We start from the raw sequence: 14,915 nt of genomic DNA on the forward strand, positions 1-14,915 counted from the left end.
ACCTATGGCGCTTACAAAAGCTGAAATGTCAGAATATCTGTTTGATAAGCTCGGGCTTAGCAAGCGGGACGCAAAAGAGCTGGTAGAGCTGTTTTTCGAAGAGATCCGTCGTGCTTTGGAAAACGGTGAGCAGGTTAAACTCTCCGGCTTTGGCAATTTCGATTTGCGTGACAAAAATCAACGTCCGGGCCGTAACCCAAAAACGGGCGAAGATATTCCCATTACAGCACGGCGCGTGGTGACCTTCAGACCCGGCCAGAAGTTAAAAAGCCGCGTTGAAAACGCTTCGCCCAAAGCTGAATGATATGAACTAACTAAAAAGGCCGCGCAGCGGCCTTTTTTCTTTTCAGTTTTCAGCATCACTTTTAAAATCAGCACTTTTGCTGACAGCTAAAACGGAAAACATGCAGGCATTCGTTCATCTTCAACAGCAACGTCATCGCCGCTGGCTTGGCGGTCTGCTGCTGCTGTTATTCATCACGCTGCTGTTGAGCCTGTGCGCGGGCGAGCGCTGGATTTCACCTGCCGCCTGGTTTACCCCGGAGGGTGACCTGTTTGTCTGGCAAATACGTTTGCCGCGCACGCTGGCGGTCATGCTGGTTGGGGCCTCGCTGGCGCTGTGCGGTGCAGTAATGCAGGCACTGTTTGAAAACCCGTTAGCGGAGCCGGGGCTGCTTGGCGTCTCCAGCGGCGCGGGCGTGGGTTTAATCGCGGCTGTCTTGTTGGGCGGCGGCGCGCTGCCTGGCTGGTCGCTGGGTGTCTGTGCCATTGCTGGGGCGCTGGTGGTGACGCTTATCCTGCTGCGGTTTGCACGCCGCCATATCTCAACCAGTCGTTTACTGCTGGCCGGCGTTGCGCTGGGCATCATCTGCACCGCGTTAATGACGTGGGCGGTCTATTTCTCTTCTTCTTTCGATCTGCGCCAGTTGATGTACTGGATGATGGGCGGCTTTGGCGGCGTGGACTGGCAGCAAAGCTGGCTAATGGCGGCGCTGGTGCCGGTGATTATCTGGACGTGTTTCCAGTCTCAGCCGCTGAATATGTTGGCGCTGGGAGAGATTTCCGCGCGTCAGTTGGGGTTACCGATGTGGTTATGGCGAAATGTCCTGGTGGTAACGACCGGCTGGCTGGTGGGCGTCAGCGTTGCCCTGGCGGGTGCCATTGGTTTTATCGGCCTGGTGATTCCGCATATTCTGCGCCTGTGTGGGCTGACGGATCACCGGGCGCTGCTGCCGGGCTGCGCGCTGGCGGGCGCGGTTGCGTTGCTGTTCGCTGATGTGATCGCGCGTCTTGCCCTCAGCGCTGCTGAACTGCCCATCGGCGTTGTTACTTCTACGCTGGGCGCGCCGGTATTTATCTGGCTATTATTGAGAGCCGGGCGCTAAGCCTAAAAACCATAACATTCATTAAGGGGACGCTATGCAACAGGATATTTTGAATACAGCCGTTAAAACCATCGACGGTGAAGAAACCACCCTTGCGAACTACCTTGGCAAGGTGCTGCTGGTGGTGAACGTCGCCTCCAAATGTGGACTGACGCCGCAGTACGAACAGCTGGAAAAGATGCAACAACAGCTGGAAAGCGAAGGGTTCACCGTACTGGGTTTTCCCTGCAACCAGTTTCTTGGCCAGGAGCCTGGCTCCGAAGAGGAGATTAAAACCTTCTGCAGCACGACCTACGGCGTGACGTTCCCAATGTTCAGCAAGGTTGACGTCAACGGTGAAGCGCGCCATCCGCTGTATGCAAAACTGGTTGCCGCCGCCCCCGAGGCGATTGCGCCGCAGGACAGCGGTTTCTATGAGCGCATGGCAAGCAAAGGCCGCGCGCCAAAAGAGCCGGGCGATATTCTGTGGAATTTCGAAAAATTCCTCATCGGGCGTGATGGCAGCGTGATCCAGCGCTTCTCGCCGGATATGACGCCGGAAGATCCGCTGCTGGTCGAGGCAGTAAAACAGGCGCTGGCAAAATAGTGTCGACGCTGCTGCAACTTCAGGAGGTGGCGGAATCGGCAAGGCTGGGGCCAATAACGGCCTCCGTTGGGCCTGCGCAAATGCTGCATCTGGTCGGGCCGAATGGCGCGGGTAAAAGCACGCTGCTGGCGCGTATGGCCGGGTTAACCGGCGGAACCGGCACGGTACTGTTAAACGCACGTGCGCTTGAGCAGTGGCCCGCCGCGCAACTGGCGCAGCACCGTGCTTATCTTGCCCAACAGCAGAGTCCGCCGTTTGCTATGCCCGTCTGGCACTACCTGTCGTTGCATCAGCACCATCCTGCGCAGACTGCGCTTATGGCTGAAATCGCGGGCAAGCTCGGTCTGAGGGATAAGCTCGGGCGCGCGGTCAATCAGCTTTCGGGCGGGGAGTGGCAGCGGGTCCGTTTAGCGGCGGTGATATTACAGATTCACCCCGGCGGTAATCCTGCGGGGCAGATGTTACTGCTGGATGAGCCGATGAACAGCCTCGATGTCGCGCAGCAGGCGGCGCTGGACCGCTTATTAAACGAGCTGGTTTCGGCCGGTATCAGCGTGGTGATGAGTAGCCATGACCTTAACCATACGTTGCGTCATGCCCAGCAGGTGTGGCTGTTAAGCCATGGTAAATTGATAATGAGTGGGCGCCAGGACGAGGTGCTCACGCCTTCGCTGCTGGCGACCGCTTACGGTTTGCCATTTCGTCAGCTCGATATTGAGGGGCATCGCGTTTTGATCCCCGCGACGTGACGAAAACGTGACTTGCCACATCTCTAATTCCCACGTTAGATTACTCCGACAAAAAAAAGAAAGAGGCTTGATCCAGAATGCGTATCTGGTTTTTGCTGGCAGCGGCGTTATTCCTTGCAGGATGTAGCTCCCATCGCGCGCCGCCGCCTAACCCAAGGCTGTCAGATTCGATAACCGTTATAGCCGGTCTTAACGACCAGCTTAGCCAGTGGCGCGGTACACCCTATCGTTATGGCGGGATGAGCCGTAACGGCGTGGACTGTTCCGGTTTTGTGATGATGACCTTTCGCGACAAGTTTTCGTTGCAGCTGCCGCGGGACACGAAGCAGCAGGCGGAAATCGGCACGCGTATTGATAAAGATGATTTACTTCCCGGCGACCTCGTTTTCTTTAAAACCGGTTCCGGTGACAGCGGTCTGCATGTCGGGATTTATGATACCGATAACGAGTTTATCCATGCCTCAACCAGCCGCGGCGTAATGCGCTCCTCTCTTGATAATGTCTACTGGCGCAAAAATTTCTGGCAGGCGCGCCGTATCTGAATGAAAAAGCCCGCAAGGGCTTTTTTACTAAACCAGGATATTTCCACTAAATTAACGCGTTTGTATTAATTAAGATTTGTGTACATTGGGATGCAAAGAGCAATGAATGTGTAAAAGAAGGCGCAAACAGTAAAGGAGAAACAAAAAATAAACCGTGAAAAACTAAAGTTATTCTTATTTAAATCAATTTATTTGAAATCTCTTTGCCAGTGTTTAACAATGCCGGTTATCACGCTTATTGCGGGGCGGGCGCAATGCTAATAAATCTGGATGACACATTCCGCTCTGAGCTTCTATTACTGCCTGCGAGAAAAAGTAACGGATTGCTACAGGGTCTGGAAATTACCGTTAACTTTGTAGGAAACGACAGCAATGTTCGCATTCCCACTGAGTTGGTCGTCCCGCGCCTTTCATTTTCAGAAATTTTTACCCTTTTTGACGAGCAACTGGCGCTTCTTGAAACTTGCCAGCTCTTTTTTCTCCAGCATCAATTAACGGCCTGGATTAATATTTCTCCGGCAATTGCCGAGGCGCTTTTGTCGAACGAAGCGCTGGCGGCAAAAATTCGGAAATTTCCTTTTTTAGAGTTTTCAATAAATGAGAACTTTCCAGATTTAAATAAAGGAAAAGACAATCCTTCTTTGTTTCTATTGGCGAAACAATATGCAATTGTGCTGGCGAATTTTGGCGCTGGCACCGCCTCGACCAAAGCCATTTTTGATGGTCTGTTTAAACGCATTATTTTAGATAAAAACTTTGTTCAGCAGCGGCTCGCCTCGCCATCATTTGAACCCTTTATTCGCGTCATTGTTTCGCAAATTGAACCCTACTGCGATTCATTAATGATTGCCGGCATCGACGATGATCAGGCGCTGAAAAGAGCGTCGGTTTTTCCTTTCAGCGCCATGCAAGGCACCTTATGGCCGCCGGTGACCGTAGAGCAATTAACTTCCCTCGTACAGCCATAGCCCCTGCTTTTGTCCGGTGTTTAAACACAAGCGATAGCACTACACTAAAAGCAGGAGGACCTATGACCCTGTCTTTTACCACGCACTGGCGCGATGAATTGCCAGATTTTTACACCGCACTTTCGCCAACGCCGCTGCGTAATGCGCGTCTACTGTGGCGCAATGAACCGTTAGCGCAAACCCTTGGCGTAGCGGATGAACTTTTTCACCCGGCATCGGGCGCGGGCGTCTGGGGCGGCGAAACGCTGCTGCCCGGCATGTCGCCTTTGGCGCAGGTTTACAGCGGCCACCAGTTTGGCGTCTGGGCCGGACAGCTCGGCGATGGGCGCGGCATCCTGCTCGGCGAACAGCAACTCCCTGATGGCACAACACGTGACTGGCACCTGAAAGGCGCAGGGCTAACGCCTTACTCGCGGATGGGCGATGGTCGGGCGGTGCTGCGCTCCACCATCCGTGAAAGCCTGGCCTCAGAAGCGATGCATTATTTGGGCATCCCCACCTCGCGTGCATTAAGCATTGTCACCAGCGATACCCCGGTAATGCGCGAAACCCAGGAGCAAGGCGCGATGCTGATGCGCATTGCTGAAAGTCACGTCCGCTTCGGCCATTTCGAACACTTTTACTACCGGCGCGAGCCGCAAAAAGCGCAGACGCTGGCGGATTTTGTTATTCGTCATCACTGGCCGGCACTGCACGATGAGGGTGACAAGTATGTCGCCTGGTTCCGCGAAGTTGTTCGGCGCACGGCGCAACTGATTGCCCGCTGGCAGGCGGTCGGCTTCGCCCACGGGGTAATGAATACCGATAATATGTCCATTCTCGGTTTGACCCTCGATTACGGTCCGTTCGGTTTTCTTGATGATTACCAGCCCGGCTATATCTGCAACCACTCGGATTACCAGGGACGCTACAGCTTTGACAATCAGCCTGCCGTCGCCCTCTGGAACCTCCAGCGTCTGGCCCAAACCTTGTCGCCCTTTATCGCAGTCGAAAGCCTTAACGCCGCGCTGGATGAGTATCAACACCTGCTCCTGACGGAATACGGTCAGCTAATGCGCAGAAAACTGGGGCTCTTTACCCCTGAGCAAGGTGATAACGAACTGCTGAACGGGCTGTTTGCATTAATGGCTCGGGAAGGCAGCGACTATACGCGCACCTTCCGTATGCTGAGCGTGACCGAACAGCAAAGCGCTGCCTCGCCGTTACGCGATGAGTTTATCGACCGAGGCGCTTTTGACACGTGGTTTGCGCAGTATCGGGCACGGCTGATGCAGGAAAATGTTGATGACGCACAGCGGCAAAGGCATATGCAGCAGGTCAACCCGGCAATGGTGCTGCGAAACTGGCTGGCGCAGCGCGCCATCGATGCAGCAGAAAAGGGGGATGCGAGCGAACTGGAACGGTTACATCAGGCGCTACGACAGCCGTTTAGCGATCGCAGCGACGATTACGTCAGCCGTCCGCCGGACTGGGGCAAACGGCTGGAAGTCAGCTGTTCGAGCTAATTTGGCTTCACTTGGTGAGGATAAGCTTTCCGGCGTGGGTCTGGCGCAAAAGATAGTGCTGACCGTTGTGCTCAATAACGACGCGTCCTTCATCGCCCAGCAATGTACGGCTGGGAATGCGGCGATCGGCAGGTTTAATCTGAGTAGTTTTTTCCTGAGGTGCGACGGGGGTTGTAGTCGTGCTATCCATAGGCGACATATCCGCTCAATAATGAATCAACAATGATAATCATTATCAATAATCTGCCGGCAGGACGCAAGCGAGTGAGGAAACATCTCCCCGTTTCCCCCAGGAAAAGGGGAGGAAACGGGGCACCCGGAGGGAAAGGGATTACCCGCGGGCAGCGACCGCAGCCGCCAGTTTCTCCACCATCAGCACGCTATCGTCCCAGCACAGGCACGGGTCGGTTATCGATTGCCCGTACGCCAGCGGCTGGCCGCTGACAATTTTTTGTGTGCCTTCCAACAGGAAACTTTCCGCCATCACGCCGGCAATCGCCGTCGAGCCGTTACGGATCTGCCCACAGATATCATCACAGACATCTAGCTGGCGGCGATGCTGTTTCTGGCAGTTACCATGGCTAAAATCAACGACCAGCTGTTCCGGCAAACCAAACTCGCGCAGCGAATCGCAGGCGCTGGCAATATCCTGCGCATGATAGTTCGGTTTTTTCCCGCCGCGCATAATGATATGACCATAGGGATTACCGCTGGTTTGATAAATGGTCATCTGGCCGTTTTTATCCGGTGAGAGGAACATATGGCTGGCGCGTGAGGCGCGGATCGCGTCAACGGCGATGCGCGTATTGCCGTCGGTACCGTTTTTAAAGCCAACCGGGCAGGAGAGCGCCGAGGCCATTTCCCGGTGGATCTGGCTTTCCGTGGTGCGCGCGCCAATCGCTCCCCAGCTGATAAGATCAGCAATAAACTGGCCGATCACCATATCGAGAAATTCGGTGGCGGTCGGAACGCCCAGTTCGTTGACCTGTAACAATAGATTGCGTGCCAGCTCCAGCCCGTGATTGACGCGAGAGCTGCCGTTCAAATCGGGGTCAGAAATCAGTCCTTTCCAGCCCACAACGGTGCGCGGTTTTTCAAAGTAGGTGCGCATTACAATCTCAAGCTGCGCCTGATGTTTATCGCGTAAGAATTGCAAACGGCGTGCGTAATCAATGGCTGCGTCAAGATCGTGAATAGAGCAGGGGCCAATAATCACCAGCAGGCGGCGATCTTCACCATTGAGAATTTTTTCTATTCGCCGACGGGATGCGGTCACATGCGCCGCAACCTCTGCGCTAACAGGGTAGCGCTCTGCAAGCTCAGCCGGGGTCACCAGGCTGTTGATCCGCGCCGTGCGAAGTTCATCGGTTTTGTTCATCAACAATCTCAAAAATTAGGGGCTTCAGCAGCAGGAATGCCGGAAGTGATGCGCAACACCTTAAACCAATCCCGGCTTATTTCAATAGGAGTTGCTAAGCGCATCACAGTTCCGTGCGCTATCATAGCGCAGCTTGCATCAATGTACTAGCTTATTAGTACATGCGACGATTTAACCCCATAATATCAAGCATCTTGGTGGCAATCTCTTCAACAGAGTAGTTAGTACTGTTAAGGCAGGGAATTTGGTTCTTGCGGTACAGGGCTTCGACTTCTGCGACTTCCATCCGGCACTGGCGTAGCGAGGCGTAACGGCTGTTTTCCCGGCGCTCTTCGCGGATCGCCGCCAGACGTTCTGGGTTAATGGTCAGACCAAATAACTTGTGCTGCAGCGGTTTTAGCGCGGCGGGCAGGGTAAGGTTATCCATATCATCGGCAATAAAAGGATAATTGGCGGCGCGAATACCAAACTGCATCGCCAGATAGAGGCTGGTTGGGGTTTTACCACAGCGGGAAACGCCGAGTAAAATCACCTGCGCCTGATCGAGATTGCGCAACGAAATACCGTCATCATGGGCAAGGGTGTAATCAATTGCCGCAATACGCGCATCATATTTGATTAAATTACCAGGATTTAGCCCATGGGTGCGATGGGCAATGGGTGTCGGATCAAGATTTAATTCCTGCTGCAGCGGGGCGACCAGCGCCTGTACGATATCCTGGCAGAAGCCTTCGCTTTGCAAAATAATGGCGCGAATTTCCGGTAGCACAATCGAGTAGAACACCAGCGGACGATTACCGGTTTGTTGAAAGATAGCGTCTATTTGATCTTTTACCGCCCGCGCCCGGCTCTCGGTTTCGACAAACGGCAGGGTAATGCTGTTAACCGCAACCGGGAACTGCGACATCACCGCATGGCCCAATACTTCAGCGGTGATAGCGGTTCCATCGGAAATATAAAAGACGTGGCGATCGACTGAACTGTCCATTTAACTGATCCTGAATGACCTGCGTAATTCTATGAAAGCATAAATTAAAACCGGCGGGCTGCGTATCTCCTTTTTCTCATTTTTAAAATGAAATGGTGTTTTTATTTTTACTGAACGCAAGGATATCTTTTTTAAATTGTTGCACCAAGAATAAGGACATAGCGAAACGGGAAATTTCGTCCCGTGATTTATTGCCAGGTATCTGTCTGAAAATCTCCACTTTGTATTTGCTTACACGATTCACCGTTTTTTCATCGGAATTAATTATGCCAGGATAAAAAACGTAGTCAGACGTTTTTACCCATTCATATATCACAAAAGGATTGTTTCGATGTCCAACAATGGCTCGTCTCCGCTGGTGCTTTGGTATGACCAACTCGGCATGAATGATGTAGACAGAGTTGGGGGCAAAAATGCCTCCCTTGGTGAAATGATTACTAATCTGTCCGGCGTGGGCGTTTCCGTGCCGAATGGGTTTGCGACCACCGCCGATGCGTTTAACCTGTTTCTCGAACAAAGCGGATTAAATCAGCGTATTTACGAGTTACTGGATAAAACCGATATCGACGATGTCTCTGAACTGGCGAAAGCCGGTACGCAAATCCGCCAGTGGATTATTGACACGCCTTTCCAGCCTGAACTGGAAAAAGCCATCCATGAAGCGTATGCCAAACTTTCCGAAGACGACGCCGAGGCGTCGTTTGCCGTCCGTTCTTCCGCAACGGCGGAAGATATGCCCGACGCCTCGTTTGCCGGCCAGCAGGAAACCTTCCTTAACGTCCAGGGATATGACGCTGTGCTGGTGGCGGTGAAGCACGTCTTTGCTTCGCTGTTTAACGATCGTGCTATCTCCTATCGCGTCCATCAGGGCTACGATCATCGCGGCGTCGCGCTCTCCGCAGGCGTGCAGCGCATGGTGCGCTCAGACATTGCCTCTTCCGGCGTGATGTTCTCCATCGATACCGAATCTGGTTTTGATCAGGTGGTATTTATCACCTCGGCCTGGGGCCTGGGGGAAATGGTGGTGCAGGGCGCGGTTAACCCCGACGAATTCTATGTGCATAAACCGACCCTGGAAGCGAACCGTCCGGCGATTGTGCGCCGTACGATGGGCTCCAAGAAAATCCGCATGATCTATGCGCCGACCCAGGAGCATGGCAAGCAGGTGCAAATCGAAGACGTGCCGCAGGCCGATCGCGATCGCTTCTCGCTAACGGATGAAGAGGTGCAGGCGCTGGCGAAACAGGCGGTGCAGATTGAAAAACATTATGGTCGTCCAATGGATATTGAATGGGCAAAAGACGGCCATACCGGCAAGCTGTTTATCGTCCAGGCGCGCCCGGAAACCGTGCGCTCCCGTGGCCAGGTCATGGAGCGTTACACCCTTCATTCCCAGGGGCGCATTATTGCTGAAGGCCGCGCTATCGGGCATCGCATTGGTGCCGGTACGGTAAAAGTGATTCAGGATATTAGCCAAATGAACCTGATCGAGCCGGGCGATGTGCTGGTCACCGATATGACCGACCCGGACTGGGAACCGATCATGAAAAAGGCGGCGGCGATTGTCACTAACCGCGGCGGACGTACCTGTCACGCGGCGATTATCGCCCGCGAGTTAGGTATTCCGGCGGTAGTGGGCTGCGGCGATGCGACGGACAGAATTAAAACCGGCGAGAACGTGACCGTCTCCTGCGCCGAAGGCGATACCGGTTATGTGTATGCCGATTTGCTGGATTTCAGCGTCAAAAGCTCCAGCGTTGATACCATGCCGGATCTGCCGTTGAAAATCATGATGAACGTCGGTAACCCGGATCGCGCGTTCGATTTTGCCTGCCTGCCCAATGAGGGTGTCGGTCTTGCGCGTCTGGAATTCATTATTAACCGTATGATCGGCGTACATCCGCGCGCGCTGCTCGAGTTCGAGGATCAGGATGCGAAGCTGCAGGGCGAAATCCGCGAGATGATGAAAGGCTTCGATTCGCCGACCGAATTTTATGTCGGTCGCCTGACGGAAGGTATTTCGACCCTCGGCGCGGCATTCTGGCCAAAACGGGTTATCGTGCGTCTGTCGGATTTTAAATCAAACGAATACGCCAATCTGGTCGGTGGCGAGCGCTACGAGCCGGAAGAGGAGAACCCGATGCTCGGTTTCCGCGGCGCGGGTCGTTACGTAGCGGATAGCTTCCGCGACTGTTTTGCCCTCGAATGCGAAGCGGTAAAACGCGTGCGCAACGAAATGGGGCTGACCAACGTGGAAATCATGATTCCGTTCGTGCGTACCGTTGACCAGGCGAAAGCGGTCGTCGACGAGCTGGCACGCCAGGGGCTGAAACGCGGCGAGAACGGGCTGAAAATCATAATGATGTGCGAAATCCCGTCCAACGCGCTGCTGGCGGATCAGTTCCTTGAGCACTTCGATGGTTTCTCTATTGGCTCTAACGATATGACCCAGCTGACGCTGGGGCTCGATCGCGACTCGGGCGTTGTCTCTGAGCTGTTCGATGAGCGTAATGAGGCGGTGAAAGCGCTGCTGTCGATGGCGATTCGCGCGGCGAAGAAGCACGGCAAATATGTCGGAATTTGCGGGCAGGGGCCTTCGGATCACGAAGACTTTGCCGCATGGTTGATGGATGAGGGCATCGACAGTCTGTCGCTTAATCCGGATACGGTTGTGCAGACCTGGTTGAGTCTCGCAGAACTGAAAAAATAACGCTGAAACTAAAATCCCCGGCATAAAGTCGGGGATTTTTTTATTTACGCCGTGAACTCGGCGGCGATCACAATAACCAAAAAACGTAAAAAGCCTGGTAATTATTGCAATTGTCCCTTCGTTAGCTTCTTTCAATACTTGAGCCGGTAGTGAGTGGCGCGCGGTTAATTTGACGCGCCAGGTTGAAATATCTTTTTCACCTCACAAGGCTGATAACAATGACAATCTCCTCTGTCCTGCGTACAAAAGACAAAATAGGCTATGGCCTCGGCGATATGGCCAGCGCGCTGGTCTGGCAAACCGCCACGTTGTTCCTCGCTTACTTCTATACCGACGTGTTTGGATTACCTGCCGCAATAATGGGCACTATGTTTTTAGCCGTGCGCGTGATTGACGCGTTTATCGATCCCTGTATTGGCGCACTGGTAGATCGCACGCAGACGCGTCACGGGCGTTTTCGTCCCTGGCTGTTGTGGTTTGCTATACCGTTCGGCGTAAGCTGCATTATTACCTTCTATGTGCCGGACGTCGGTGCGACGGCAAAAATTATTTATGCCTGCGTGACCTATGCGATCCTCAGTTTTATCTACTCCGCGATTAACGTGCCGTACTGTGCAATGCCCGGCGCGCTAACGATGGATCCTCACGAACGCCATTCGCTGCAATCCTGGCGCTTCGGTTTATCGTTTATCGGTGGCTTGATCGTGACCGTTATTGCCCTGCCGCTGGTGGCGCATCTCGGGGCGGGGAACGATCAAAAGGGGTATTTCTATGCCATGAGCATGATGGGCGTGCTGGGAATTGCGCTATTCTTCGGCTGCTTTTTTATGACCCGCGAACGCTATACGCCGCGTAATGACAGCACCGGTTCACTAATGAGCGATCTGAAACTGCTGGCGGCAAATAGCCAGTGGCGCATCGTCTTCGTGTTTAATATTTTGCTGTTAACGGCGGTAGTAACGCGCGGTTCCGCGACCATGTATTACGTGAAATATGTATTACAGCGCCCGGATATGGTGTTTACCTTTATTGTTTCCGGGATGATTGCCGCCTTAAGCGGTGCCCTATTATCGGCACGATTACTGGGGAAATTTGACCGGGTACGCGCCTATCAGTGGACGATTATTACCTTTGTGGTCTTCGCCGCGCTGATTTTTATTATTCCACCTTCACAGGTATGGCTTATTTTCACACTGAATATCGTGTTTAGCTTTATTCAGAACCTGACCACGCCATTGCAATGGACCATGTTCTCTGACGTGGTGGATTATGAAGAGCATCGCAGCGGGCGCCGCCTCGACGGGCTGGTCTTCTCTACGGCATTGTTTGCTATCAAATTTGGTCTGGCACTTGGCGGCGCAACCGTAGGCTGGGTGCTGGGCGCGGTGGATTATGCCCCGAATCAAATGGCGCAGAGCGCGACGGTACTGACCACCATCAACGCGCTGTTTACGCTGATCCCCTGCCTGCTGTTTATCTGCATGGTGCTGTTGCTTACCCGCTACAAACTCAATAGCCAGCTTGCCGACACTATCGCGCAAGAGTTAATGCGCAAACGCGATAACAGGGACGCTACCCCTACGCCGCAGACCGCCCCGGATTTAACTAACACAGGAGTGACCCGATGACCGCCATTTATCAAGACGCCAACCGTCCCGTTGCCGAGCGCGTAGCGGATTTACTGGCGCGCATGACGCCGGAAGAGAAATTCGCGCAAATGCACGCCTTATGGCTGGTGCTGTCGGAAAACGGCGAGCACCGCGAGCGCACCGATTTAAGCGATGAGTTTGCCGGCGTCAGTGCACAAGCCGCGTTAACAGAGCGGTTAAAGCTCGGCGTCGGGCAGATCACGCGTCCGCTGGGCACGCATATTGTGGCGGCGCAGAGCGGCGTGCGGGCCGCTAACCGGCTGCAAAAAACGCTGGTGGAAGAGACGAGGCTCGGCATTCCGGCACTGTTCCATGAAGAGTGCCTGGTGGGCTTATTGTGCAAAGATGCGACGCTGTTTCCCTCTTCGCTGAACTACGGCTCGACCTGGGATCCGCAATTAGTGCAGCGCGCTGCGCACCATATTGGGCAAGAAGCACGTTCGACGGGCTGCAAACAGGGGCTGGCACCGGTGCTGGATGTCTCACGCGACGTCCGCTGGGGGCGCACGGAAGAGACCTTTGGCGAAGATCCCTGGCTGGTGGGCGTGATGGCCTGCGCTTACGTTAACGGCTTGCAGGGCGAAAAGGGCGATATGCTGGCGACCCTCAAACACTACGTGGGTCACTCCTTTAGCGAAGGCGCGCGCAACCATGCGCCGGTGCATCTGGGCTTTTGCGAGCTCAACGACACCTTCTTGCTGCCGTTCGAAATGGCGGTCAAGCTGGCGAAAGCCGGTTCCGTGATGCCTGCCTATCACGATATTGATAACCAGCCGGGGCACAGCGATAGCTTCCTGCTTACTACCGTACTGCGCGAACAGTGGGGCTTCGACGGGATAATCGTCGCGGACTACGGCGGTGTCAGCCTGCTGCATCAGCATCATGGCGTCACCCACGATGCTGCAGAATCGGCAGCCCTTGCCTTTAATGCCGGTCTCGATGTTGAATTGCCAAAAGATGACTGCGCACGGCATTTGGCCGAGGCCGTTGAGCGCGGGCTGATTGCAATGTCCAAAGTGGACGAGATTGTCGCTCGCGTCTTAGCGGTGAAATTTCGTCTCGGGTTATTTGAACAGCCCTATGTCGATGAGCAGGGGATTCAGTTGCAGTCCAGCGAAACACGGCAGGTGGCGCGCGATGTGGCGACACGCTCAATGACGCTGCTGGAAAATAACGGCATTTTACCCCTGAGCGGAACGCCGAAAGTAGCGGTGATTGGCCCGACTGCCGACGATCCGCTGGCCTTGCTGAGCGGTTATAGTTTCCCGGTACATTTAATCATTAGCGATATGCTCGAAGAGACCACTCAGGTGACGACGCCGCTGGCGGCGCTGCGCCAGACGCTGGGAGAGGGGAATATCCGCTATGCCAAAGGTTGCCATATTATTGAAAAACGCATGGCCGGCGCACCGGTTTTCCCCGGCGATGCGTCGGGCAAACCGATGCAGCATTCGCCGGTGTCGCAAGATATCAGCCTGATCCCGGATGCCGTGAGCATCGCGCAGGATAGCGATGTGATTGTTGCCTGCGTGGGCGATCTTGCCGGTCTGTTCCAGAGCGGTACGGTGGGTGAGGGATCCGATACGGATAGCCTGGCGCTGCCGGGCGTGCAGCAACAGTTGCTGGAGGCGCTGGTGGAGACCGGGAAGCCGATTATCGTGGTGATGACCGGCGGGCGACCTTATCACCTGCAGGGGCTGGAGTCGCGTGTTGCCGCATTACTGATGGCGTGGGCGCCGGGCCAGGAAGGGGGCTGGGCCATTGCCGATGTGCTCACCGGACGGGCTGAGCCACAGGGCCGACTGGTGGTTAGCGTGCCGAAGAGCGCCGGTGCGATGCCGTACTACTACAATCACAAACTGAAAAGTGGCGGCACGCCGTTTGCTTTCCATTTTGGTTCGCGCTATCCCTTTGGTTACGGGCTGGGCTGGACGCAGTTCACCTACGCCAATGCGCGGTTATTCACCCCTGAGGTGGCTATCGACGGCGATATTCAGCTGCAGGTGCAAATCACCAATAGCGGGGAGCGCAGCGGCAGTGAAGTGGTTCAGCTGTATGTCCGTGATAAGGTCGCCTCAATGGTCCGCCCGATACAGGAGCTAAAAGGCTTCCAGCGCGTTATGCTGGCGCCGGGTGAAACGGCAACCCTGACCTTCACCGTGCCGGTGGATATGCTCAACTTTACCCGCCGTGACGGGCAGCGAATTGTTGAGCCGGGTGAGTTTGAAATTCAGCTCGGCGCTTCGTCGGCAGATATCCGTGCGACCCTCACGGCGCAGGTACAGGGCGAGCCACGCGCGCTGCCCGCGGCATGGAAAATGATGAGTCAGTGCGAAATCAGTCAATAATTCTGGCGAGCCCATCGTAGGGTGGGCTTTTTATACCTGCTTGCCACCGGGATTGTTTTAAATAACCGTTTCACTTGTGACGGTATAAATACGTCGCTTCGTTATAA

Annotated in this window: 13 protein-coding genes; 10 read left to right on the forward strand and 3 right to left on the reverse strand. The window is 54.5% G+C overall.

Annotated features, from left to right (window positions below):
- Positions 1–4: 4 nt before the first annotated feature.
- The 7 genes from ihfA (at position 5) to selO (ending at position 5,735) form a co-directional block, all read left to right on the forward strand.
- On the forward strand, positions 5–304 hold the full coding sequence (gene ihfA / locus RW65_RS18160; protein ID WP_006820203.1) for an integration host factor subunit alpha: 300 nt from the start codon (positions 5–7) through the stop codon (positions 302–304).
- Positions 305–404: 100 nt separating this feature from the next.
- Positions 405–1,385, forward strand: a complete 981-nt coding sequence (btuC, locus tag RW65_RS18165) for a vitamin B12 ABC transporter permease BtuC (RefSeq protein ID WP_039058211.1) — start codon at positions 405–407, stop codon at positions 1,383–1,385.
- 34 nt (positions 1,386–1,419) lie between these two features.
- Entirely contained in the window at positions 1,420–1,971 is a 552-nt protein-coding gene (locus RW65_RS18170; RefSeq protein WP_039058212.1) for a glutathione peroxidase, read from the forward strand.
- A complete protein-coding gene (gene btuD / locus RW65_RS18175; protein ID WP_039058214.1) occupies positions 1,971–2,720 on the forward strand; it encodes a vitamin B12 ABC transporter ATP-binding protein BtuD in 750 nt (249 codons plus the stop codon). The genes RW65_RS18170 and btuD overlap by 1 nt, the downstream gene beginning before the upstream one ends.
- A 77-nt stretch (positions 2,721–2,797) precedes the next feature.
- Positions 2,798–3,262, forward strand: coding sequence for a C40 family peptidase (locus RW65_RS18180; RefSeq protein ID WP_039058215.1), 465 nt, complete (start codon positions 2,798–2,800; stop codon positions 3,260–3,262).
- 254 nt (positions 3,263–3,516) lie between these two features.
- Entirely contained in the window at positions 3,517–4,230 is a 714-nt protein-coding gene (locus tag RW65_RS18185) for an EAL domain-containing protein (RefSeq protein WP_039058216.1), read from the forward strand.
- Between the two features lie 62 nt (positions 4,231–4,292).
- Complete coding sequence (selO, locus tag RW65_RS18190; protein WP_039058217.1) at positions 4,293–5,735, forward strand: protein adenylyltransferase SelO; 1,443 nt, start codon at positions 4,293–4,295, stop codon at positions 5,733–5,735.
- A 7-nt stretch (positions 5,736–5,742) separates the two neighbouring features.
- On the opposite strand, the gene hemP is transcribed toward selO, so the two are convergent.
- The 3 genes from hemP to ppsR all read right to left on the reverse strand — a co-directional run bounded on the left by hemP (position 5,743) and on the right by ppsR (position 8,101).
- The gene (gene hemP / locus RW65_RS18195; RefSeq protein ID WP_156124029.1) at positions 5,743–5,925 is read right to left on the reverse strand and encodes a hemin uptake protein HemP; all 183 of its coding nucleotides are present in this window, start codon (positions 5,923–5,925) and stop codon (positions 5,743–5,745) included.
- A gap of 141 nt (positions 5,926–6,066) precedes the next feature.
- Complete coding sequence (gene aroH, locus RW65_RS18200; protein ID WP_039058219.1) at positions 6,067–7,113, reverse strand: 3-deoxy-7-phosphoheptulonate synthase AroH; 1,047 nt, start codon at positions 7,111–7,113, stop codon at positions 6,067–6,069.
- A gap of 154 nt (positions 7,114–7,267) precedes the next feature.
- The gene (gene ppsR, locus RW65_RS18205; RefSeq protein WP_039058220.1) at positions 7,268–8,101 is read right to left on the reverse strand and encodes a posphoenolpyruvate synthetase regulatory kinase/phosphorylase PpsR; all 834 of its coding nucleotides are present in this window, start codon (positions 8,099–8,101) and stop codon (positions 7,268–7,270) included.
- Positions 8,102–8,432: 331 nt separating this feature from the next.
- On the opposite strand from ppsR, the gene ppsA reads away from it, so the two are divergent.
- The 3 genes from ppsA to RW65_RS18225 all read left to right on the forward strand — a co-directional run bounded on the left by ppsA (position 8,433) and on the right by RW65_RS18225 (position 14,808).
- Entirely contained in the window at positions 8,433–10,811 is a 2,379-nt protein-coding gene (ppsA, locus tag RW65_RS18215) for a phosphoenolpyruvate synthase (RefSeq protein ID WP_039058222.1), read from the forward strand.
- Positions 10,812–11,029: 218 nt separating this feature from the next.
- Entirely contained in the window at positions 11,030–12,439 is a 1,410-nt protein-coding gene (locus tag RW65_RS18220) for an MFS transporter (RefSeq protein WP_039058223.1), read from the forward strand.
- On the forward strand, positions 12,436–14,808 hold the full coding sequence (locus RW65_RS18225; protein WP_039058224.1) for a glycoside hydrolase family 3 N-terminal domain-containing protein: 2,373 nt from the start codon (positions 12,436–12,438) through the stop codon (positions 14,806–14,808). The genes RW65_RS18220 and RW65_RS18225 overlap by 4 nt, the downstream gene beginning before the upstream one ends.
- The last annotated feature ends 107 nt before the right edge of the window (positions 14,809–14,915 follow it).

This window comes from Enterobacter sp. Bisph1, assembly GCF_000814905.1.
Classification (GTDB): Bacteria; Pseudomonadota; Gammaproteobacteria; order Enterobacterales; family Enterobacteriaceae; genus Kosakonia.

Bases quoted from the DNA above. Each gene is read 5' to 3' on its own strand.
- RW65_RS18220 (WP_039058223.1), top strand. From the start codon at position 11,030: ATGACAATCTCCTCTGTCCTGCGTACAAAAGACAAAATAGGCTATGGC.
- RW65_RS18225 (WP_039058224.1), top strand. From the start codon at position 12,436: ATGACCGCCATTTATCAAGACGCCAACCGTCCCGTTGCCGAGCGCGTA.
- aroH (WP_039058219.1), bottom strand. From the start codon at position 7,113: ATGAACAAAACCGATGAACTTCGCACGGCGCGGATCAACAGCCTGGTG.
- RW65_RS18180 (WP_039058215.1), top strand. From the start codon at position 2,798: ATGCGTATCTGGTTTTTGCTGGCAGCGGCGTTATTCCTTGCAGGATGT.
- btuC (WP_039058211.1), top strand. From the start codon at position 405: ATGCAGGCATTCGTTCATCTTCAACAGCAACGTCATCGCCGCTGGCTT.
- ppsA (WP_039058222.1), top strand. From the start codon at position 8,433: ATGTCCAACAATGGCTCGTCTCCGCTGGTGCTTTGGTATGACCAACTC.
- hemP (WP_156124029.1), bottom strand. From the start codon at position 5,925: ATGGATAGCACGACTACAACCCCCGTCGCACCTCAGGAAAAAACTACT.
- ppsR (WP_039058220.1), bottom strand. From the start codon at position 8,101: ATGGACAGTTCAGTCGATCGCCACGTCTTTTATATTTCCGATGGAACC.
- RW65_RS18185 (WP_039058216.1), top strand. From the start codon at position 3,517: ATGCTAATAAATCTGGATGACACATTCCGCTCTGAGCTTCTATTACTG.
- ihfA (WP_006820203.1), top strand. From the start codon at position 5: ATGGCGCTTACAAAAGCTGAAATGTCAGAATATCTGTTTGATAAGCTC.
- RW65_RS18170 (WP_039058212.1), top strand. From the start codon at position 1,420: ATGCAACAGGATATTTTGAATACAGCCGTTAAAACCATCGACGGTGAA.
- selO (WP_039058217.1), top strand. From the start codon at position 4,293: ATGACCCTGTCTTTTACCACGCACTGGCGCGATGAATTGCCAGATTTT.